At 48.4% G+C, this 22,377-nt stretch carries 22 protein-coding genes and 1 tRNA gene; 14 read left to right on the top strand and 9 right to left on the bottom strand.

Annotated features, from left to right (window positions below; translation table 11 throughout):
• Positions 1 to 221: 221 nt before the first annotated feature.
• From K6T99_08270 to K6T99_08280, 3 genes are all read left to right on the top strand, one after another.
• Positions 222 to 4,319, top strand: a complete 4,098-nt coding sequence (locus K6T99_08270; protein ID MCL6519813.1) for a hypothetical protein — start codon at positions 222 to 224, stop codon at positions 4,317 to 4,319.
• Positions 4,320 to 4,547: 228 nt separating this feature from the next.
• Entirely contained in the window at positions 4,548 to 6,704 is a 2,157-nt protein-coding gene (locus K6T99_08275; protein MCL6519814.1) for a family 10 glycosylhydrolase, read from the top strand.
• A gap of 145 nt (positions 6,705 to 6,849) precedes the next feature.
• Entirely contained in the window at positions 6,850 to 7,131 is a 282-nt protein-coding gene (locus tag K6T99_08280) for a hypothetical protein (GenBank protein ID MCL6519815.1), read from the top strand.
• A 7-nt stretch (positions 7,132 to 7,138) separates the two neighbouring features.
• On the opposite strand, the gene K6T99_08285 is transcribed toward K6T99_08280, so the two are convergent.
• Positions 7,139 to 7,495 carry a hypothetical protein gene (locus K6T99_08285; protein ID MCL6519816.1) on the bottom strand — a complete coding sequence of 119 codons (357 nt, stop codon included), beginning with the start codon at positions 7,493 to 7,495 and terminating at the stop codon, positions 7,139 to 7,141.
• A gap of 146 nt (positions 7,496 to 7,641) precedes the next feature.
• Here K6T99_08285 and K6T99_08290 point away from each other — a divergent pair, with 146 nt between their 5' ends.
• The 8 genes from K6T99_08290 (at position 7,642) to K6T99_08325 (ending at position 12,817) form a co-directional block, all read left to right on the top strand.
• Positions 7,642 to 8,094 carry a hypothetical protein gene (locus K6T99_08290; GenBank protein ID MCL6519817.1) on the top strand — a complete coding sequence of 151 codons (453 nt, stop codon included), beginning with the start codon at positions 7,642 to 7,644 and terminating at the stop codon, positions 8,092 to 8,094.
• Positions 8,066 to 8,395, top strand: a complete 330-nt coding sequence (locus K6T99_08295) for a hypothetical protein (GenBank protein ID MCL6519818.1) — start codon at positions 8,066 to 8,068, stop codon at positions 8,393 to 8,395. The genes K6T99_08290 and K6T99_08295 overlap by 29 nt, the downstream gene beginning before the upstream one ends.
• A 6-nt stretch (positions 8,396 to 8,401) precedes the next feature.
• On the top strand, positions 8,402 to 9,199 hold the full coding sequence (locus tag K6T99_08300; protein ID MCL6519819.1) for a hypothetical protein: 798 nt from the start codon (positions 8,402 to 8,404) through the stop codon (positions 9,197 to 9,199).
• Between the two features lie 46 nt (positions 9,200 to 9,245).
• The gene (locus K6T99_08305) at positions 9,246 to 10,058 is read left to right on the top strand and encodes a hypothetical protein (GenBank protein MCL6519820.1); all 813 of its coding nucleotides are present in this window, start codon (positions 9,246 to 9,248) and stop codon (positions 10,056 to 10,058) included.
• Between the two features lie 38 nt (positions 10,059 to 10,096).
• Complete coding sequence (locus K6T99_08310; protein MCL6519821.1) at positions 10,097 to 10,927, top strand: hypothetical protein; 831 nt, start codon at positions 10,097 to 10,099, stop codon at positions 10,925 to 10,927.
• 4 nt (positions 10,928 to 10,931) lie between these two features.
• On the top strand, positions 10,932 to 11,582 hold the full coding sequence (locus K6T99_08315; protein MCL6519822.1) for a hypothetical protein: 651 nt from the start codon (positions 10,932 to 10,934) through the stop codon (positions 11,580 to 11,582).
• A 223-nt stretch (positions 11,583 to 11,805) separates the two neighbouring features.
• Positions 11,806 to 12,147 carry a DUF5335 domain-containing protein gene (locus K6T99_08320; protein MCL6519823.1) on the top strand — a complete coding sequence of 114 codons (342 nt, stop codon included), beginning with the start codon at positions 11,806 to 11,808 and terminating at the stop codon, positions 12,145 to 12,147.
• A 19-nt stretch (positions 12,148 to 12,166) separates the two neighbouring features.
• The gene (locus K6T99_08325; GenBank protein MCL6519824.1) at positions 12,167 to 12,817 is read left to right on the top strand and encodes a hypothetical protein; all 651 of its coding nucleotides are present in this window, start codon (positions 12,167 to 12,169) and stop codon (positions 12,815 to 12,817) included.
• Between the two features lie 224 nt (positions 12,818 to 13,041).
• Here K6T99_08325 and K6T99_08330 read toward each other — a convergent pair whose 3' ends face one another.
• Positions 13,042 to 15,126, bottom strand: coding sequence for an FAD-dependent oxidoreductase (locus K6T99_08330; GenBank protein ID MCL6519825.1), 2,085 nt, complete (start codon positions 15,124 to 15,126; stop codon positions 13,042 to 13,044).
• 309 nt (positions 15,127 to 15,435) lie between these two features.
• Here K6T99_08330 and K6T99_08335 point away from each other — a divergent pair, with 309 nt between their 5' ends.
• From K6T99_08335 to K6T99_08345, 3 genes are all read left to right on the top strand, one after another.
• Positions 15,436 to 17,262: an APC family permease gene (locus K6T99_08335; GenBank protein ID MCL6519826.1), complete on the top strand. Its 1,827-nt coding sequence runs from the start codon at positions 15,436 to 15,438 to the stop codon at positions 17,260 to 17,262.
• Positions 17,263 to 17,288: 26 nt separating this feature from the next.
• The gene (locus K6T99_08340) at positions 17,289 to 18,509 is read left to right on the top strand and encodes a universal stress protein (protein ID MCL6519827.1); all 1,221 of its coding nucleotides are present in this window, start codon (positions 17,289 to 17,291) and stop codon (positions 18,507 to 18,509) included.
• A gap of 92 nt (positions 18,510 to 18,601) precedes the next feature.
• Complete coding sequence (locus tag K6T99_08345; protein ID MCL6519828.1) at positions 18,602 to 19,660, top strand: hypothetical protein; 1,059 nt, start codon at positions 18,602 to 18,604, stop codon at positions 19,658 to 19,660.
• 173 nt (positions 19,661 to 19,833) lie between these two features.
• Here the strand turns inward: K6T99_08345 and rplA are convergent, their stop codons facing one another.
• The 7 genes from rplA to K6T99_08380 all read right to left on the bottom strand — a co-directional run.
• Positions 19,834 to 20,538 (bottom strand): 50S ribosomal protein L1, encoded by a 705-nt coding sequence (rplA, locus tag K6T99_08350; protein MCL6519829.1) that lies wholly within the window; start codon positions 20,536 to 20,538, stop codon positions 19,834 to 19,836.
• Positions 20,539 to 20,635: 97 nt separating this feature from the next.
• Complete coding sequence (gene rplK / locus K6T99_08355; protein ID MCL6519830.1) at positions 20,636 to 21,064, bottom strand: 50S ribosomal protein L11; 429 nt, start codon at positions 21,062 to 21,064, stop codon at positions 20,636 to 20,638.
• A gap of 12 nt (positions 21,065 to 21,076) precedes the next feature.
• Positions 21,077 to 21,601 (bottom strand): transcription termination/antitermination protein NusG, encoded by a 525-nt coding sequence (gene nusG, locus K6T99_08360; GenBank protein MCL6519831.1) that lies wholly within the window; start codon positions 21,599 to 21,601, stop codon positions 21,077 to 21,079.
• Between the two features lie 28 nt (positions 21,602 to 21,629).
• Positions 21,630 to 21,845 (bottom strand): preprotein translocase subunit SecE, encoded by a 216-nt coding sequence (gene secE / locus K6T99_08365; protein MCL6519832.1) that lies wholly within the window; start codon positions 21,843 to 21,845, stop codon positions 21,630 to 21,632.
• Positions 21,846 to 21,961: 116 nt separating this feature from the next.
• Positions 21,962 to 22,037: transfer RNA gene (locus tag K6T99_08370), tRNA-Trp, on the bottom strand.
• 83 nt (positions 22,038 to 22,120) lie between these two features.
• The gene (gene rpmG / locus K6T99_08375) at positions 22,121 to 22,282 is read right to left on the bottom strand and encodes a 50S ribosomal protein L33 (GenBank protein MCL6519833.1); all 162 of its coding nucleotides are present in this window, start codon (positions 22,280 to 22,282) and stop codon (positions 22,121 to 22,123) included.
• Positions 22,283 to 22,300: 18 nt separating this feature from the next.
• The coding region (locus tag K6T99_08380; protein MCL6519834.1) for an elongation factor Tu at positions 22,301 to 22,377 on the bottom strand (77 nt) is incomplete at its 5' end.

The following is a 22,377-nucleotide window of genomic DNA, read 5'->3' on the forward strand; positions in this document are numbered from 1 at the left end:
CCGTCAGGTCAGCCGTCAGGAGGCTTGGCGGCCCATTTCAAAAATGAAGGACACAAAGACCGCCGTTACTATTGTTACATTAATGAAAAGGCCACCTTTTTGGTGGACAACTGAAAGCGTTAAAATGATAAATTGTGCCGCCTTAATATAGGTTTTGAATGTGCTGAAATTGGCGGCTAAGTAAGAAACTAGAAACAATAAACGAAAGGAGGATTTGCCTAATGAAGCGCAGTTACCTGCTGTGTCTTCTGGCGGGGGTAATGATGGTTGCCCTGGCACTGCCTGGCTTCGCCGCGGTTGAAATTTACCAGGTGAAAGTCCCTGGAGCGCCAGCGTGCCCGGCGTTCATATTCTACACCTTGAACTGCCCAGCTGACGTAACCATCGAGATCCTCGCGTATGATACTTCAGCGGGAACTCTCGGCAGCGTCGTGAGAACGGCCAATTTGGGGACCCAGACTCGCGGTAAGCACATGTGGATCTGGCCCTGCACGAACGATTCGGGTGCGAAAGTAGCCCTAGGTGCTTATAAGGCTAGAATCACCGCCACGGCAAACCAGGCTAGCTGGGGGCCGATAATTGGTATTTACAAGAACAACGACTGGACTCACGAATATCCGCCGAACCCGAGTGTTCCAGATGCTGAAGGATTTTACGGCATAGCTATTAACAAAAATCCAAACAGCCCATACTATGGTCGAATTTATGTGTGCCATAAGGTGCAGAAAGAAATATTCATGTACGACCCAGATGGCGAGTTCCTCGGTGCTATGAATGACGCAGGAATCGCTTGGGGTACAAGTGCACCATGGGACATTTCCATTGGAGACGACGACTACGTATATGTGGGCGACCGCTCTACACCCACTATTTACTGCTTCAAGCCCGATGGCAGTGACTGGATTCGACCAGCGAGCGGTCAGCTTCCGGTAACCACCTATTACCGTGCGCAATTTACTCGCAGCTCGGGCGGCACAGCGTACCAATACGGGTCAGGTAGCCAGTATGTTAGGGATAACCGTGTTGATGAAGCCACACACTCCAACTGGACAGGTTATCGAAATCTTTACCAGGTTGGAGTAAACAGCTACACAACAACACAGAATGCCTTCGGTATGTGGGTTTCGCCCGACAGAAGCTATCTCTTCCAATGCTATTTGCCCGAGGGCGGCTGTACAAACAACTTCGTGACGAAGTGGAAGCTTAACGCTGACGGCTACACTTATTCAAGGCTCCCGTGGCAGAGCCCAAATATTGGCAGTGTGATTGACGTTGATATGGGCCACGACGGCACATATCTATGGGTAACCTGCATGGCTTCTGCAAGCACAGCCAGAGCTATTTACAAGTTAAGCACCTCAGACGGTTCGGTTTTGGACAGCAGCATGGGCATCGTTACCTGGGGCCTGATGTGTGCTACTGACCCAGTTGGCAACGTTGCCGTTACATATGGTAAGAGCACGGCAACATGGGCTAGCTACTACTGGGGTGTGTTTGCTTCTCCGGGAACGAACTCCCGAACCAAGGTTACCTCCGAATGGTTTGAGGTCAAGACAAACAACCCGCCGGTGGTAGTCCCTTACAGCGACAGCTGGACCTTCAGCAATCCAAGCTATCCTGGCAAGCTTCCGCCTGATGACAGCTCGACTGCATCCGTAACGTTCAAAGTTATAGATGCTGAAGGCTGGACTCAGCTTCAGCCCGTCAATGGCGGAGGATGCAAGCTTAATCTGTCTTCTCTTGGTTATGGTTCTGCCACGCTTGTGGATTCTGTAGTGCAGGATACCAGCGATCCTGCAGGCTTGACGGCAATCTGCACCAAAGCAAATATCAAAGCCAAGAGAGGGGCTGAGTGCAAGACCCACAAGATAACCGCCACTCCATACGACCAGGTAGGTAGCACGTCGTGGGACTTCGACCTGCCTGTCGCTGGTTGCACGCTCACCGGCATAGTTCATCATACAAGGTGGCTTAGCGACGACAAAGTGGCTGGTGCGACTATCGTGGCACGTGGCGGCACTCCTGGATTCCCGGGTTATCCGTTTACCTATCGTTCCCCGCTGACTGGCGATGGAGTAGCCAGCCCGAAAGGACAAGCTATACTCGATATCAGCGAGGGTACATATCAGGTATGGGCGGAAAAATCGGGATTTGCCAGCACTGACCCAATCACTGTGGTCATACCTGCATTTTATTCTGAAACCCTCAATGACAATATTTACCTTAGGCCTTTGACAATGGCTGAGGCAAGAGCCACCGCTAACGGCAGCACAGTGAACATTGAAGGTCTGTGCTATGCCCAGCCTTGGGGCACTGCTGTGCCGTCGTCGGGTATCCCTGAGCAGAAGGGTTATGATGAGCGCAGAGACCTGATGCAGAACTGCTGGCAGTGGTACATGTGCGACCCAGCGGATCCTTCCAATGGCCTTCTGTGCTTAATGTACAAACCAGATTCAACCTATTCTCTGCAGTGGGATGACCCGAATGGTACTGATGCTGACGGCAACCTGACGTACTTTGGTAAACGCCCGTCGAATGGCGAGACAATCATGATTACTGGTTCGCTTGACATCCCTGGCGGTGGAGAGCGGAGAGTTAAGCTGCTGCACAACGAGATGCTCACGGCATACGAGCTTGAGACACACGACCGGTACTACATGAACCTGACGGATTTGGGCGTAGTTCCATCCAAGCCACTGCCGAATCCGGTCTATATGAGCATCTCCGAGATATACCATTCGGATACAGCTGGCTTCTCGCCGACATGGGGTCAGTTCATCCGAACGTCCGACGCATGGGTTGTGAAGAACGTAGCTGATGGTTTGCCTGCAGATACGGTCTACACGAATGCCGTGCCATATTCCTACATTGCCGATGCTAGTGGCAACTGGGCACTTTGCGCAGTTGACACACCGAGCAAGCTTGGCTTCAACCTGCCTACCGTTGGAGCGAAGTACGACTTCAAGGGCGCAGGTGGCAGAAGGAACAGGTACGGGTTCGGATGTATTAGGCCAAGGAATACGGGCGATGTAATCCTGAAGGCGAGCCCGACGACTCCAAGTAACCTCAGCACCATCAGGTCGCTTCCAAGCGGCTCGGCAGTGAATGTCGAAGGCAGAGTGACCGCCTTGTGGAGCAGCTCGTTCTACATCCAGGCTGAGGACCGAAGCGTTGGCATTCGTGTGCAAGCGTCGGCTGGTCCTTGGGTCAATGTTGGCGACAAGGTTCAGGTGCAGGGTACTCTCGGCATGCTCGATGGCGAGAGGGTTATAAATGTTACGGCTCCCGTAATCGAGCTTAGCAACGGTAGCGAAACAAACGTACCTGCAGCGCTTGGCTTGAGGACGAGAGAAGTTGGCGGCGCCGACTACGATGCCAACAACCCAGGCGTAACTGACGGTAGAGGCGCACTGAACGTTGGCCTACGCGTCAAAATCTGCGGTAAAGTTACCGCAAGAGACACGAATGGCCAGTGGTTCTATGTCTGGGATGGTGCCAACAGAACAAATGATGTTCTCGACGACGGATCGGGTAACCCTGGTGTCCGAGTTGAGAGCACGCAGGTCGTGGCTGTTGACGATTGGGTAGACATTGACGGCATAGTCAGCACCAACGCGACAGCTGTTCCAGGCAGGACAATCCCAGTAATTATCCCGAGGGCTACAGTGACCAAGGTAACTGCATTTGATACCATCACTGATGCCGTGCCTTGGGATCCGGGTCAAAGCGGAGTAATGGCGCCCTACTGGAACATTATCGGCCTGCCCGCATGTCCGAAAGAATGGGATCCGATGGTCGTCTTCAATGGTTACGATCCAGCTGCTACTAACCTGTGGAGATGGGAAGCTATGGCGTCGAGCTTCTTCGTATACGACCAGTGGGATCCTGTTGCATTTGGCGGCATGCTGTTGGGTGACGGCTACTACCTGCTACCGGACAGCGACTGGGCTCTGAGCTTCGAGGGCTTGTACCGGACTGATGACCAGTGGATCTCGTTGCCTAGTGGGAACGACAGCTGGACCTTAATTGGCCATCCGTTCAACCATAACACATGGCTTTCGGATGTCAAGGTCCACACTGGTGGAGCGGTTATGACGATAGCGGAAGCGGCAAATGCCGGCTTGCTCTCAACTGAAGGTTGGTGGTTAGACAACACCTCTGGAAGCTTGATGACCGTTGACCTTCCAGATAACTGGCCACCGAGCTGCAAGTTGCTCGTATGGCATGGTTACTTCATCAGGAGCATGGCGCCGCAAATCTCGCTTATCATACCGAATAATCCTGACGCCGGTCCTGATCCGTTCGAGATCCCATTCTAGTGGGGATATCAACGACAGTTGCATGGCCCCGGGCAACCGGGGCCTTTCCCAAGTGACAAAATGCGGGGCGGGTTAAAATCCCGCCCCAAAAATTAAAGCTCTTCGCAGTTTGAAAACTATCTGCGAACATCTACCCCCAAATAAATGTTTGAAAGATTTTTACTCATCAATGTAAAACCTAGCTGTGATTGCGCTTGTTGACCGAAACAGAGGTGATACGCTTTGTGCATGGTATCAAAGTTCTCCACTTTAATAATAATCGCAATTCTATTCGGTGGTCTCTCTTGTCTCGCCGTAAGCCACTCTAGCGCGGCGCCTGAGTTTCGCGCATTTTGGGCTGATACTTGGCACGATGGCATTCTCAGTGCCGCCCAAATTACCGATATGGTTAATCTAGCGAACTCATATAATGTTAATGTTATCATCCCTGAAGTACGAAAATGCGGGGATGCCTACTACAATACATCCCCTATCTACTGTCCAGCTTGCGGCGGATACCACCGTGAATATAGAGCCACCAATATTATTGACTCTCCGCCGTTCGACCCGCTCGCAGACATTATCCAAAAGGCACATGCCGTCGGCATTCAGGTTCACCCATGGATTGTTACTTATAGGATATGGAGTAAAAACTGGTCTGCCCCGCCTTCTGACCATGTGTGGGCTGTTCATCCTGAATGGGCTATGAAGAATAGCTCGGGAAGTAATCTTGACGGCAATTACTATAATCTAGACCCCGGCGTGCCAGCTGTGCAAGACTACCTTTGCAAAGTTATGTTGGATATCGTGAGTCACTATGATGTTGATGGGTTCAACTGGGATTACATAAGGTATCCTGGCTACAACTGGGGTTATAATGAAATCACCAAACAGCGCTTTTACGATGAATATGGATATTGGCCTCCAACCTCCACTTCTGATGCTACTTGGGAAACCTGGTCTAATTATCGCAGACAACAAGTAACCGACCTTATAAAGAAGTGTCATTTGGAAATCATGGCTATAAAACCGACACGCGTCAACCACAGCGTGGATACTGTAGGTTGGTTGGGAGGCGACCCCAATATTGATTATACTCAGACGCGTCAGTACAAGGACGTATTTCAAAACGCCAAGAGCTGGATGGAACAGCATATCATAGATACTAATATTTTAATGAACTATAAGCGAGAATATGATTCTGCTCAAAAGCAGGACTATCGAATATGGTCAAACTGGCTGGGGAGTATGGCAGCATCGAGCGGCAGGTTTGGAGTCGGCGGCCAGGGAGCATATCTTAATTCAATATCAGACACGCTTATCCAGATGGCATACGACCGCACTACGGGTTGCAATGGAATGTGTACCTACAGCTATGCAGTGACAAATAAAGATGGCGCGCCAAACACGGACTTTTGGGCCGCGGTAAAGTCGAATTTGTATACTACGAAAGTTGCACCCCCCACAATGACTTGGAAAACTGCCCCAACAACAGGCGTGCTGTTTGGCAACGTTACCGATGCCTGGGGGGCAGATGATCCCATATATTTAAATTGGCTCTACAAAGCCACTGTTTCAATATCAGGACCAACATCACGCTCAACGACGACAGATGCAACGGGCACATATGGTTTCCTTGATTTGCCGCCGGGAACATATACAGTGACATGTTCCAAGGGTGGTTATGTTTCTCAGACAACCACCGTCTCAGTAACAAAAGGTGGGGTAATCAGGAGAAACTTTGCCCTTGATCGAATACCAATATCAAGTGTGAAAAAAGATACCTCAGACAATGTTACTGTACAGCTAAAAAAGGTAATAGTAACAGCTGGAAGTGACCAATTCTCAGGCTGTTTTTATATAGAGGATAAAGACAGGTCATCAGGCATCAAAGTCCAAACTACTGATATTGTTAGCGAGGGGAGTCTAGTAAGCATAACTGGCACCATGGCAACAAACACCTTAGGAGAGCGTTACATAAAGAACCCCAAAATCCGAATTATCTCAACAGGGAACCAGCTGCCTGCACCTTTGGCTCTTCTCACAAAAGCTGTCGGCGGCGGTAATTGGTACTACAACCCCAGTACCGGTAGGGGGCAGCAAGGTGTCAACGGCGGCGTTGGGCTAAATAATGTCGGTCTCCTAGTTCGCGTTTTTGGCAAGGTTACAAGGGTAAACACAACTGAGAAGTGGTTCTATGTTGATGATGGATGCCGACTCAATGATGGGTCGGGCAATATAGGGCTGAAGGTCAAGTGTTATGAACTTGCAACAGGGAATAACATCACACTGCCGGCGCTGAACTCTTACGTGCAGGTTACAGGCATTGTAAGCATCACAACTGGCAACTGGCCTACAATTCGCCCACGCAAAAATGCCGACATTGTTACAATCAGCGCTTCTTAGGCGTCTGACAATAACTTTACACTAAAGCTTCGCCAAGGAGATCGGGAGTTTCCTGAACTCCTTTTTATTTAGTTGACAATCGAACATGCGTTCGATATAATCGCTATATCAATCTTGCAGGCCAGGGAGTATCAGGAGGGTTGAATTGAAAAACTATGCATGGCGGCTTGGCAGAAAAGACGGTGTAGCATATATTGAAGATCGGAAACTGGCAATGGAGATATTGAAAATTGAGGGTAGCCGCCCACATTCAACTGGTGGCATAATGGCTACCTACTACTCACCTAGGGGCAAAGAGTTTGCCTGGCAGGTTAGATTTCGAATTGAGCATTGGGGATTGGTTATGCAAGCGCTTGGTATTGAAGTAATGTCACAACATTGCCATTCTATGAAAGGCAATGGCTCACAGGGCAAGAAGAAGTCTTGACGGTCAGTTACTCGCGCAGCAACACGATTTTCCCGCAGTAAATGCAGTTAAAATAAGTATCGCCTGGGAAAACCTGATTGTCCTTTTGGCACGCTGGGCATTGGATATTAATGGAATTGCGTTTTGATACGCAAACAAACCAGAATATATCTACCGCCATTATTAAGCCACCCAATATCATAAGTGCAACGCCAAATGGCATAAACACCAGCGTAAGGGTCAGTATTAGCCCAGCAATTAGCACGATTAGTCCTGAATAGAACATTCTGAAGGCTGCCGCTTCAACTTCTTTCACGGTCTTGAATTCTCCGTGAAAAAACGTTGGCCACCAGCCCATTTTTAGAACCTCCATATTATTGCTCATGATGATTCAGCCTTCTATTTTTATTAATTTTTTCCCCCTCTGGAGTGATGCAAAACTGCAAAAGCGATGTTGACACCTTAGCGAAAGCTCATCTATAATTTAGTGCACATACACGAATAATTGCGTTCCTTAGGAGCCGGGGCACGATGTTGAATGAAAAAGAGACAGGGAATGCCAAACCAATTTTAACGTGGCGCGTGTTTCTTTTGCGCGAGCAGCCTGCTAAAATGCTGCTGGTGGCACCTATTGTCTTCATGGGAATAGTTGTCTCTATCATTCTCTTCCGAAGCCTCATATTCACCGCGGTCACTTTCTTTCTTTTCCTCTCGTCGCTGGCGGAATATATTTTTCCGATTAGCTACGAGATAGATAAAGAAGGTGCCTCCTCCAAAGCACTTATTGGAAAGACCCGTATTGAATGGAGAAATGTGAAAAAGTACTATATTGACGAACATGGGATAAAATTGAGCCCCTTAAAGAAACAGAGCAGATTAGAGGCGTATCGAGGAGTATATCTCCGGTTTGGGAATCGGCGTGATGAGGTTATTCGGATAGTAAGGATGATGAGAGATGAACACTGCAACGGAGTTGACTCCTGAGGAGCGCGACAAGTTGATTGATGAGCTTGCAACAAAAATTGTAAACAAGCGAATGGAAACACCGGCAATTATATTTCTCGAAATGCACAAGCCGGTTGCGTTTATTGCGAGCCAGGCGGCAATCGTGGCAAGTCCATTTCTGGTGCCTTTGTTCGGCAGAGAAGGAGTTGAGAAATACTCACAACTTTTCAGCTCGCCTGAAAACGTGGAGCGCGTTATACAGCGAATCGAGGATTTGGTGGAGGAAAGGGAGCATAAGGCGGGCAAATCTGATCAAACAGAGGAAACCAAGCAAGAGTAGGATTATATGGACCATGCAACTTGGCCGACCGGAACCCTGGTCGTGCTCCTCTCAATTTTGATACTTTATAAGATTTTCTCTGCGAGGCTAGGAAAGTCGCTTTTCATCCGAAGAATTCCTGGCTTGAACGCGATTGACGAAGCGGTTGGGCGGGCGACGGAAATGGGACGTCCGATGGTGTTCGTCCCTGGTATAGGCGGACTTAGCCTGCCAACTTTGCAGGCACTCTCCATTCTAAAATACATCACTGGTATTGCGGCAAAATATCGCACAAGAATCATTGTGCCTACAATAGACTCCGTGGTTTATACAGTTGCCGAAGAAATAATGAAGGATGCTTATGCTGCCCATGGGACTCCAGAGCAGTTCAATCCCGATGACATCAGATACCTTTCGGATGACCAGTTTGCGTTTGCTTCTGGCGTTGTAGGGATTTTGAACCGTGAGAAGGCGGCGTCGAATTTTATGTTTGGCTATTTTGCCGCAGAGGCGTTGATTCTCGCAGAAACAGGACATCAGGTTGGGGCAATCCAAATCGCTGGCACGCCATCCGTTTTGCAGATTCCATTCTTTATCACCGCCGCAGATTATACAATAATTGGCGACGAATTCTATGCTGCCAGCGCATATCTCTCCCGCGAACCCACGCTTCTAGGTAGCCTAGTTGGACAGGATTATGCGAAGGCACTGTTAATCTTAATCATACTTGCTGGGATAATAACCGTCTCGTTACCGCCAATGCACTTCCATGGATGGTTAAGTTTTCTTAACCATTTGCCCGACTGGGTGAAATGGTTCCAATAATTTTAGTCGATTGATAATTACGAACAATAGGTAGGAATCGAGGCAATTGTTTACGCGTTTTTTAATTAAACCTGGTGCACCGCAGTGGCTTTGGGTGCTTGGAGTATTGGGAGATTTCCTAATCTTTGGGGGAATCTTGTTTGGCTTACTTCAGCTTGTCCCGGTGCGTTTCCGAAGGCCGTTGATAGTTGCGCTAACCTTTATCGCTGGTTTGATTTACTCTGTAGAGTTTTTCTACCCAGCCGATCCAAAAACCCAAATGAATTTCCTCACGCCATTAAGGATTAAGCTTGGCGAGGCAACAAAGGTTGTTTACGCCTTTGCGCTCGGCTTAGGAACGTTTAACCTTATTCGTTTTCACGGCGGCAATGTAATTCGCAATCGGGCTGGCTGGTTTTATAGCTTAGTATTCTTTATTTCTTTCTTTGCGATGGCTGGCGCCGGCTTTTGGTCATACTATTGTCCTTCAAGGGCAGCAGAGAACACATATAATATGCTTTTCGAGGGCATAGTCGCGTCGTTAGGAGCAACCATGTTTTCCACAATCGGCTTCTATATCGTTTCTGCGGCGTACAGGGCATTCCGAATACGTTCCGCAGAGGCTACTTTGATGCTCTTGGCGGCTTTTATTGTAATGGTTGGCCAAGTCCCTGTTGGTGCATACATTACTAGTGGTCTGCCGGAGGTTGGACCTCTGCGCAATCTAAGGCTTGAAAATTTGAGTTATTGGATACTATCCCAGCCCAACATGGCAGCTCAGCGCGGAATTTGGTTTGGCATCGAAGTTGGCGCATTGGCGATGGCGCTTAGACAATGGCTGAGCTTGGAGCGCGGGAGCTTTTTTGAAAGGGAATTATAGAAAGTTAGGCATCGAATAATTTTTTGCAGACAAGAACTATGAACGTCTTTGAGCGGCTACAATACATAGACCGACGTATCATGTATGCCCTGTTGGTGGTGGCAATCGCTGTGCCATTGATTTGGAGAATAAACTTGCCGGTCGTGGTCACCCCTGCGGTAAAAGGCGTCTACGACACCTTTGATAAGATGCCCAATGACAAGATAGCCTTAATCGTTGTTTATTGGGGGGCAGGGACTGTCGCAGAAACAGGACCGGAGACCTCCGCGATGATGCGACAGCTCTTTATGCAAAACAAGAAATTTGCTCTTCTACCATTTGATCCACAGGGTAGCAAACTGGCAACTGATGAAGCAAAAGCATTGGCAAAGAAGTACGGGAAGAAGTACGGGGTAGATTGGGTGCATTGGGGCTACCAGCCTATCTCGAATTTAGTACCGCTCCTCCAGTCGTTCCCAAGGGATATCAAAGGAACTTTCAAAACGGATGCCTATGGCACGCCAATGAACAAAATACCGATGATGCGGAATGTCAATACAATTAACGACATCGGTGTAATTGCTGATATCACGTCATCGGGGGAGTTGGATACCTGGATCGCATATATATATGGTTCATATCGCACGCCAATGGTGTATGGCCCAACAGCAATTATCGCGCCCGAAGGTTTCAACTCGCTTGACGCAGGTCAAATAAAGGGGATGCTAATGGGCATGAAAGGGGCGGCTGAATATGAAAAGCTGCTAAACGCAGAAGGTTTCGCAACTCGCGCGGCTGGGGCGTTGTCAACATCGCATTTGTTAATCGTCGTTCTTATAATTGCCGGCAACATTGGCTATGTCAGCTCCCGCCGAAGGAGAGAGAGGTAGCACCATGTTCCATTGGCTTTCAGATTCGCACATTACAACAGCAGTTACAATCTGGATTGGTGCACTTGGTACGCTAGCAATATACTCCATTTTATATAAAGAAAACCCCATCTATCGCATTGCTGAGCATGTCTTTATTGGTGCGGCCGCCGGCTATGGTATTTTCATTACATGGGTTGAGATGTTGAAGCCCGCTTGGTGGGACCAAATCACCCAAGGCAGGTGGTATTGGATTTTCGCCCTAATTGCCGGAGCGATGTTTTATTTCATTTACAGCCGCCGATATGTTTGGATTAGCCGAATTATATTTGGAGTGCTCCTAGGTTTGGTTGCAGGCGGCGCGTTCAAAGGATTTGTGGGAGTAAATATCGACCGCATTTCAGCATCGTTTAAGCCGCTGTATGGCCAAGGCCTGACAGCAACTGAGATAGCCAACAATGCATTGTTCATAATTGTCTTGTTGGCTGTAATGGCTTACTTCTTCTTTTCCTTTGAACACAAAAGTCTTATTCGCCGTGCGCCGGCTCAGTTAGGCCGTTGGTGTCTTATGTTTGCTTTTGGCGCTATGTTCGGGTTTACGGTCATGGCACGTATGTCGCTCCTCATCGGCCGCATATATTTCCTTCTCCACAATTGGCTTCACATAGCGCAATGATTACAAATTAAGTTACTCAAAGCTTGTTAGCTCCTTTGAGAGTAGTAGTTTATGCCTTCGGTCTTTATTCCCTTCTTCTCTAAGTTGCTTGAGTGAGCATGCGGCCTCCTAGGTTTCGCGAAAGGCCTCCGAATGGTACATAATTATTGAAACAAGGTTTTATGCAAAAAACTAGTCAAACGGCAGTAATTAGCGTGAGATTGAATAAAGGAGGCTGACTACCGTGAGCACCATTCAGATACCGCGCGAGCGATGGGAGGAATTCCTATCGTCTTTTAGTGCCAAGTATCAGACGCGAAACGTAACTGTTGATTTTGAAAGTAACGAGTTGGGTCCTCAGCGATTGGTTGATAGAAAACCTCTTATTGCGCTAGAACCGGATATCAGAGATGACAAAACTAAAATTACGGTAATTGTTGGTGATCCCGAAGGAGGAGAGCCTACCGCTCTTGCGCATGAAGTGGGCAAAGCCGTTGCGCTCTGGGTAAAAGAAGATGAGGAAGGACGGATGGAAGCACTCGATATCGAAACCGAGGACGGCAGAACCATAGTGCAGCTTGTTTGATGTGGAGGAGGATGCCGAGGTGGCTCATGAAGACCGCCTAAAACGAGATTATGACATCGTAGAGAATCTCAGCGACCTAATCGAGGCGCGAGAAGAGAGAGAATCTGCTTTTGTGGACGATGTAGACTCGCTGGATGATATCAACTTGGATAATCTGCCGTTTGATCCTGAGGAAGAGCTGAGTTATCCGCATCACCACGGTCCATCTGAAGAAGAGCGGCTAGGGCTTGACGTTGAGTTGATGGATACGCCAGATGAGAGCCAAATAGAATTCGATTGGCAGGACTCAGCTGAGGAGATGCTTCCAACAGATCCGCCAGCGGATGAAGGCATGGAGGAACCCGATATCATTAAACGGCTTTCACAGGTAGATCCGCTCGAGCTTATTGGGCCAATACCTTCTACGGATGTGAGTCCTGAGGCTGACACAGCAGCTACGGAAGAGGAAGCAGAGGAATACGAAACCGATTGCAACGAAGATGAGAAAAAATGGTCTCTGCCTTTTCCAATCCCTTTGGAGAGTGCAATGGAGACCGATTCTGATGAGGTTGATTTCAGCATAGGCGATAGGTTTGCAGGCGAAATAGACCATGAGACGGCTCACGCTGAATTTGAGGAAATGCGCATTCTAATGGAAAAGGAACACGAGAAAGAGGAAGCTGAGGAGTAGCAAGGTAATAATGGGGTGAACCTTGTTTGATTTGCCATCTGCGTCAAAAACCTCAAATTGCTAAACATCGAGTGCCAACAATTTCTTCAGCCGATGGCGTTTTCGGCAACAGTAATTCCCAGCTGTTGCCTTGTTTGAAGTAGGAAAGCGAAAGCCCGCGGAGGCATCCCGCGGGCTTTATTAGTTGTTAAGAACTTTTTAATAACGCTTTCTATTCAACAGGTTTATGGGATTTTTGCTGGAGTTGCACTTCTAAATTTCGAAAATAATGCCTCGCAGAAACGAGCTCGAGTGACCGGAACGTCATTGATAGCCGGCGCAGACTCGGCAAATGGAGCTAATGGTTTGACGCGCTCAGCCCATTTGTCGCCAATCGAGCCATCAATCCAGGGTTCGATTCTGGAGAGCCACAAACCTAACTCTGATTCTGTGAGCACGGCAGAAGGGTCTCCTGCCGCTGGGATAATCTTCAAATCCTCAAGCTGTTTCAAGCTCGATTCAGCACTTCCACCGCCAGAGTGTTTCACAGTGGGTCCATAAGATGGCATAAAATCGCCAATCCGAATCAAGCTCATCAACCACTGTGCTGCTATGCCTCGCGTGACAGTTTCTTTCGGTTTTGCTTCATAGGAGGTGAAAAATCCACGCGTGCCATAGAATTGCATCGACTTCCAAGCTTGCTCAGAGACACCGTCTCCAGGTCCTTGGATATCGGAGAAGGTTGTCAAAATCTGGCCTTGGTCGACAAGCCACGACTGGAGGCGGTTAACCGGGACTTCACGGGGCTCAATTTGCAGTCGGCGCGCGAGGTGTGCGGCTGTCCCAGCAGCTTGGCCCATAGCCATCCATACAGGTTCCATCCTTAACGTTCCAAAGCCGATGTGGGTTGCGGAGACTGCCCCAGGCACAAGTAGTGCATCTATCTGCTCAGGAACCATAATTCGGTAGGGAATTTGGTATGGGCGAGTAATTGGGCCCAGGTAGAAAAAGCCCTCCATCGTGGTGTCGTGGGTTGGTTCTTTCTTTCGCGTTGCATGAGAATCCATCGAATATCCACCGCATGCAATGGCATCGGTATGTATTGGTGCACGTTCTAGTCCAGGCGCCAGCATCGCGTCGTGCTGAGTGAAAGTGTACAAACCATATATTCGTCTAGCTTCGCGTACGTAGATTTGTCTTGGAAAATTGTCATTCTTCGGATACTCGTCTTTTGCAAAGCCCCATTCGCGGCATTCCGCTCTTAAAGCCTCAGGCATCTCGGGATCATTTTGAAGGAAATATAGGAGGCCAAGTATATAATCCTTATGCCGCTTTATTATTCGCTCGCGTTCTTCATAACTTGCTTCAGGGTAATTATAGTTCTCCTCAGGCAGGTCAGTGGATATTAGGGCCTTCGGCATGTTATTGGTATCTGACTTATTATTTGGGATGGGTTCGATATTTAGAATGTCATGTACTGTTTTTATCCGTCCAGCTTTTATTGATTCAATAACCTGAAGGTACTCGTCTCGGTTATAGTTATCTGGCTTTTTAGGGAGCACGCGGTTGTTTGGGTCCCGCGTTAGGCATAATCGGAAATTATATGCTTGAACACGCCTATCACCATCACCGGTCGTTCCAGGAAGCACCATTCGAGTATAGTGATCCATGTAGAGAACGCCTGCGAACGATTCTCCATGCTCCGAGCGCGATTCTCGACCGACTCGGTAAGGCACGCCAGCCATTGCCGCAATATCCCCTTCGTAAGTGGCGTCGATGAATACGCCAGCGCGTATTTGGATGCGGCGATTATGCTTCGTGTCGAGGAAATTTACGCCATGTATGCGATTGAAATATCGAAGCACGCCTTCAGGGCGGTAGTGATATTTAATCTTGATATTCTTTTCAGCCTTAACCATGCGATTAAAAATCATCTCCGCAACATGCGGCTCGAAATAGTACCCATTGCTACAGGCTTTTACTTGGGGCGAATCCGGACCATAGGTATTCACATAATAGTTGTAGACATTGTTTATGAATTCGCCGAATATACCCTTGATAGTGTTCCGCGGGCCGATGTCTGTTCTTCCAAGGCCATTCGTCATCATTCCACCCATGTGATCCTTCATTTCGGCAAGTATTACCTTAGAACCGCATCGAGCGGCGGCGATTGCGGCCGAAATTCCACATGGGGTGGCGCCTATAACCAAAACATCTGTGCGTATCATTTCGTCATAATCGGCTGTAGAAGTTGCAGCCAATAATTGCGCATTCGCAAACAAAAAGCAGGTAAAAGCGATAAATAGGATGTATGGTGCTCGACCTGACATCTAATTCCCTCCTAAGTCATGTCGCAGGAAACGATTACAGATTATCAAATAGGAGGATTCAGGTCAATAGTTAAGCGGGAATTGCCGAAATTGCACTAACCGTATTCTTTTTGAAGGAGAAACAAACTTTGCAGATGAATAAGAATTAGGTAGTGTTTCCAATATTTGGAAGCCCTACTACAATAGGAAAGACGACCGCATCAAAATTGGGAAAAACAACAAAAGCAATGCAGACCTAGACAACGAGTAAACTGTGATTCTAACAGCTTGAAAGTCGTTACAGCGAGAAGAGAAACGAAGAGGATTAATATGTTATCTGTGATTCGTCGCATACTCTTTGGGGCGCCTCTGCCATCATGGCGTGCGGCTCATGAAAGACTGCCAAAAGTACTTGCGTTACCAATATTAGCGTCCGACGCCATTTCGTCAGTGGCATACGCGACTGAGGAAATCCTCCTTATATTGGTGCTTGCTGGTTCGGTAGCCATACACTCGCCGCTTGTAGTAGAGATTTCCGCAGCAATAGTATTGCTACTTTTTATTGTTGCGACATCATATCGCCAAACAATACATGCTTATCCTTCTGGTGGTGGCGCCTATATAGTTGCACGTGACAACTTGGGAGATATAGCCGGGCTTACCGCGGGAGCCGCCCTAACCATTGACTACACCCTAACGGTTGCTGTAAGCATAGCATCTGGTGTTGCCGCAATTATCTCAATTCACCAGGACCTAGCGCCGTATAGAGTGGAAATGTGCTTGATTGGTGTTGCAATTCTGACGCTGGGTAATCTTAGGGGTGTGCGTGAATCTGGCTTAATGTTTGCCTTACCAACCTATGCTTTTCTTGTCGGAGCATTTGCACTTCTAGCTGTTGGGATATACCGGGAGCATACGGTAGGCATTGAAGTTCAACCCGCAAGGCATCTTGCCGCGGCTGGAGTGCCGCTTACGACCTTCCTTATCCTTCGTGCGTTCTCAGGAGGTTGTGTGGCGATGACCGGGACAGAGGCAATAAGCAACGCGGTCCAGGCATTCCGCCCGCCAGAGTCAAAGAATGCATCAACCACTTTGATGATTATGGCTTGTATCCTTGGAAGTCTATTCATGGGAATAAGCTATCTAGCCTGGAGAATAGGGGTTGTCCCGCAGGAAAATGAAACTGTCGTCTCGCAGATTGCCCGTGCGACTTTCGATTTCGCCCCTTGGGTTCATAAGTATATTCAGTATGCAACCTGTGCCATACTTATTCTTGCGGCTAATACTAGTTTTGCTGGCTTCCCAAGGCTAGCTTCAATAATGGCTCGTGATCGCTTCATGCCCCGACAGTTCTTCAATGTTGGTGATAGGTTGGTGTTTTCAAATGGTATAATTGTGCTGGCCGCGCTCGCTTCAATCTTGATAGTAGCCTTCCATGGGGACACGCATGCTCTAATTCCGCTATATGCAATCGGTGTTTTCCTTTCTTTCACGCTCTCGCAGAGCGGAATGGCTAAGCGCTTCATCCGCCTCAAGGAAGGCAGATGGCGCCTTTCTGCTACCATAAGTACCATTGGCGCAACTGCAACCGGCATTGTTACGCTTGTGCTTGCAACCATGAAGGCGCGCGAAGGCGCCTGGATTGTTCTGATCTTGATTCCCTCGTTCAGTTTTATGTTTTGGAAGATCCACAGTCACTATATCCAGCTTGGAAATCAACTTCGGCTGACTCCGGAGGATTCCTTTACTCCAATCAAGAACACAATCATTGTGCTTACTCCCTCACTCCATAGGGGTATTTTGCGAGCCCTTGAGTACGCCAAGGGGCTGTCAGCGGATGTAAGAGCTCTGCATATTGAGGTAGATCCCGTTGATACCGCTCTTTTAATAGAGCGGTGGGAAAAGTGGAGTGGTGGCATTCCGCTTGTAATTTTGGAGTCGCCATATAGGTCATTAGTCGCACCGCTTCTTGAATATCTTGAGGAAGCAAAGCATGAGAGGGAAAATTACTTGATAACTGTGATTATACCTGAATTTGTGCCTGCAAAGTGGTGGCATAAGTTGCTGCACAACCAATCGGGTTTGCTGTTGAAGTTCACGCTACTGTTCCGACGCGATATTGTGACAACAAACGTGCGTTATTATTTAGAACGCTAGGTAGCAGATTCTGGCGAAGGTAAATCATGATTATTCACGTAAGAGGCGATGTCATCGAGCTCAGTGGTTCGCTTCGCGAGAACTACTGGCCGGCATTGAAGTCGGCAGTCAGTTTGCAGCTGAAACGGTATCCAAATGGAATAGTGATTGATGGCCATGGGCTCACCGATATAGACGAAACCGGTGCACGCACATTCTTAGAGGCTAGCGACTACATTGAAGCACAAAGGGCAAGGGTAGTTGTAGCCCGACTTCCAGAGCACATTCTAGAGCAAATCCGCCAAATTCCAGGGGCCCGCTCGCAACTTCCGCTGGCGGCCACCGTAGAAGAGGCACGGGAGTCGCTGGCAGTTGGTGCAGGAGAGGCGGCTATTGAAATTCATCGCCGGCTGGCAATCCTTGTGCCGTTAGTTGGCGATTGGGCGAAAGCTCTTGAATATGCTGTACCCCAGGCACGTGCCCGAAGAACAGAGATACACCTCCTTTATGTTTTAGAAGTACCAAGAGCTTTGCCACTTGGAGTACCATTGCCTGACAAGGAGCGTCAGGCGCGAGAGACTCTTGCTGAAGCAGAGCGAAGGCTCAAACGAACTGGTTTAACCATTCGCAAGCTTACGGTACGTTCGAGGACTTCTATCGAGGGAATCACGAAGTTTGTCTCAGAAACTGAACCTGAATTGCTCCTAGCAGCTTATCCTAAGAGCCATTTCGAGCGTGGTCACGAGCTTTACAGCGTTATCAGCGCTTTCTTCCAAGAAACGAAGTCTGATGTTGCCATATTTTGCACTGGGGCTCCCGAGTCTGGCGAGGGACCATGCCAGCCTGCACTGCTTGTTCCAATGATTGGTGCGTGGGAGGAAGCTGTTGAATTCGCCGCGACCCAGGCAGCTGCGGAAAAAGCCGAAATTCACCTACTTTATGTGCTCCAGGTTCCACGGACACAGCCGCTCGACGTTGCTTTGCCGGATGAAGAGCAAAATGCCCAAGCGACTCTTAGTGGAGCAGAGAAAATTGTTCGTAGGCATGGTTTGACTGTAAGACGGCATATCCAGAGGTCAAGGACCTTGTTCGATGGTATAGCCAAGTTTGCAGTAAGAACAAAGCCGAAACTCCTGCTATTATCATATTTTAGAGAAGATATGATTGACGAAAACAGCCGCTATGGAGAGATTATAACACTTTGCAATGAAGCTCCTTGCGATGTAGCTCTCATATTCACGCGGCATCTATCTTCGCCAGCAGATTAAAACCTGCATCATTAGTAAGGGGCGAAAACAGACAAAGGGTCTTTAAAAATAATCTGCAAAGCACAAGCCAGAGGTCTTTAGGGAAGAAAAACTTGAAGCTGGAATATAAACCTGATTTTGAAGAGGCAAAGAAATATTGGCGGGCTTATTGGGCAGGGGAGATTATTGATAGGCCGCTCATTGCCATTAAAGCCCCGAAGGGTGATAAGCGTCCCAAGGGCTTACGTGGGCTCAATGGACTAGAGGATTTTCGATTAGCAACTCAGCAGTACGATGAGGCGGCTGCTACTATTCATTGGCTAGGTGAGGCAATACCATTTATTCAGCCGAATTTTGGTCCGGACCAGTTTGCAGCATGGTTGGGTGCTGATCTCCAATACAATCCTGATGCGGGAGATACAAGCTGGTCTGTGCCAGTAATTCAAGATTGGGATGTGGATGGTCGTGAGATTGGATACCCCCACGGGGTTTGGTGGGAGCGGATGCTTGAATTCCAGCGAATTGCAGCAGAGATTGGCGATGGGAAATTCCTTGTTGGTGTTCCCGATATTCATAGCAATATGGATGCCCTTTCTGCACTTCGAGGTCCAGAGGCGCTATGTTTTGATTTTCTTGATGTCCCAGAGAAGATTGATTTGGCGATTACAGCCGTTTGCCAGGCGTTCCGCATTGCCATTGAGGGCATTGAGAAGGCAGGGCGGCAACTTGAGCGAGGATATATCGGCTGGTTACCATTTTATTCTGAGGAACGGTTTGTAGTTTTGCAGTGTGATTTCGCTTGCATGGTTGGGCCAGAGCATTTCCGCAGATGGATTCTGCCTGCGCTTATTGAGGAATCAGAGTACGTCGTGAATGCTGTTTATCATTATGATGGCCCAGGTGCACTTATTCATTTGGAGGATATCCTATCAATCCCAAAGATTAAGGTAATTCAATGGACACCAGGTGCAGGTAATCCTCCACTCATTGAGTGGATGGATTTACTGCTGGAGTGCCAAAAAGCTGGGAAGGGATTGTATTTAGCTGCCTCGCCAGATGAAGTGAAAGTATTCCACCGCAATCTTAGGCCTGAGGGTATTATGTATGATGTATGGGTTTCTTCCAAGGAGGAAGGCGAGGCTCTGATAGATTGGTTGAAGGCAAATACCTAGCTTTTGCAAAAGTTGGTTAGAAATGTGCTTCACATATTGAAGAGTGGCATTGGGCAGAATCTCATAAGAGTAGCTTTGAGCCTTCTGTCGTTAAAAGGGTTATCCATTGATGACAAAAATTAAGGGAGCATCCGAAAATTGAATGCTCCCTTGGCGATTTTTAAATATCTTCACTAGCGCTCGGCAATGGCTTGCGCTTTTTGTATGTCAACGTCAATGCCTGGGCCCATTGTCGAAGACACAGTAATCTTTCGCAAATATCGACCTTTGGCTGCAGCTGGCCTGGCTTTGATTAGCGCCGACAACAGCGCCGCAAAGTTTTCCAGAAGTTTTTCTTTCTCAAAAGATACTTTCCCAATTGGCATGTGAATGTTGCCAGCCTTATCAACGCGGTATTCGACGCGAGAAGCGCTTTTGATGTCGCGAACAACTTTTGCAATATCCATTGTAACTGTGCCAGATTTCGGATTAGGCATTCGAGGGCCAAGAATTCGGCCTAGCTTGCCAACCATGCTCATCATATCCGGCGTGGCAACAAGAATGTCGAAGTCGCGCCAGCCTTCTTCAATCTTCTTGACAAGGTCCTCGGCTCCCACCACATCTGCGCCGGCTTCTTCGGCTTCTTTGGCTTTCTCGCCTTTTGCAAAGACAGCTACTTTGCGTACCTTGCCGGTGCCATGTGGTAGGGTAGTGGTTCCGCGAACCATTTGATCTCCATGGCGTGGATCTACGCCCAGGCGAACTGCGACATCAACAGTCTCATCGAACTTTGCGCTAGCAAGCTCTTTTACGAGTGCAAGAGCTTCTTCTGGGTCGTATGCCTTTCCTTTCTCAACTTTCTTTACGGCTTCGTTGTACCTTTTGCCATGAGTAGGCATTCTTACATTCCTCCTTGTGGTTAATTTTCGGTTCGTAAAGAGCGAACCTCCCACGGGGACTTTGGCTGTTTGCTGTAAGTCAGCGGCAAAGCCCCTGCTAAGCTTCTACTACTTCAATACCTGCAGATCTTGCGGTGCCCTCGATTATCCTCATCGCTGCTTCGATGCTGTTTGCATTGAGGTCGGGCATTTTGAGTTCTGCAATCTCGCGCACTTGAGCACGTGTCACCTTGCCCACCTTCTGGCGATTTGGCACGCCGGACCCCTTTTCGATGGCGGCGGCTTTCTTCAGTAGCTCCACGGCGGGAGGTGTTTTCAGGGTGTACGTAAACGACCTATCTTCGTATATGGTGATTTCCACTGGCACAATTGTGCCCATCTGAGCCGCCGTCTTTTCGTTGTATGACTTGATGAATTCCATCATGTTTATGCCATACTGACCCAATGCAGGGCCGACGGGCGGCGCAGGCGTGGCCTTGCCAGCAGGAATTTGAAGCTTCACCACTCCTAGAACCTTTTTTGCCATCGTTATTTCTCCTTATATCTTCTCAACCTGTCCAAAATCGAGCTCAACCGGTGTATCTCTTCCAAAGATTGAGATTAGCACCCTCAGCTTTTCCTTCTGAACATTCACGTCTTCGATGGTGCCAGTAAAGTCGGTAAATGGACCGGAGGTAACACGGACGACTTGCCCCTTTTCCCATTGAACGCGAGGTTTCTGTCGTGGTCCCTCCACGGCAGCTAGGATATTGGCAATCTCTTTTTCTTGCAAAGGAACCGGTCGGTTTCCTGAGCTGACGAACCCAGTTACGCCAGTCGTGCTTTTCACAAGATACCACGTCTGGTCATCTAGTATCATCTCAATGAGTATGTAACCTGGGAAAATTTTGCGTTGGACCTCGCGCCGCTTCCCGCCACGAGTCCGAAGCTCAGGCTCGGTTGGGATAATAATGCGAAATATCCGGTCCTTTAAGTTCATAGACTCGGCACGACGCTCGATATTAGTTTTTACTTTGTTTTCATGTCCTGAGTACGTATGAACAGCGTACCAGTTCTTCTCCATGATCGCCTAGCCTCTCGTTCTAAACATGCTACCAACCAAACCGCCGAGTGATGACACTGAGCAGGTAATCGAGCCCACCTACCCAAAGCGTGACAATCGCTACCGCCGCGATTACAATGGCGGTAGATTTCTTGAGCTCGTCATATGTCGGCCACGTTGTTTTCTTAAGTTCAAGCCAAACTTCTCTTAAGAACCTGCCTACTCTTTGGAAGGTTCCTTCCTTCTTGTTGGTGCCGTTTGCCATGAGGTCACTTCCTTTGCGCTTGTGCCCTTTTAGGAGCGCGAATCATAAAAATGCTCCGCTGCACACCTTTAACTCGAGGTGACAGGGAGCGGCTGAGATTTTGGTAGAAAAGTCAGTGGCAGGGGCAGCCGGATTCGAACCGACGACACCCGGTTTTGGAGACCGGCGCTCTACCAACTGAGCTATGCCCCTGCGGACTGCATATTTATCTTACCACATTCAACGCGGATTGTAAATAGACGGCGCTTTTTAATTGCCGTTGCAATCCGTACAGCCTACTTTGCTTCACGATGAAGCGTGTGCTTTCTGCATACTTTGCAGAATTTACGCAGCTCAATACGGTCGGGATCGCTGCGTTTGTTTTTTGTAGTCGTGTAATTTCTTGCCTTGCACTCAGTGCATGCAAGCGTAATTATGACTCTGGCATCGGTTGCCATGAAAATCCCCCAGTCTCGTTACTCAATCAATGCGGAGATGACGCCGGCGCCCACAGTGTGGCCGCCTTCCCGAATCGCAAACCGAAGACCTTCCT

It is taken from the genome of Armatimonadota bacterium (assembly GCA_023511795.1).
GTDB lineage: Bacteria > Armatimonadota > UBA5829 > DTJY01 > DTJY01 > JAIMAU01.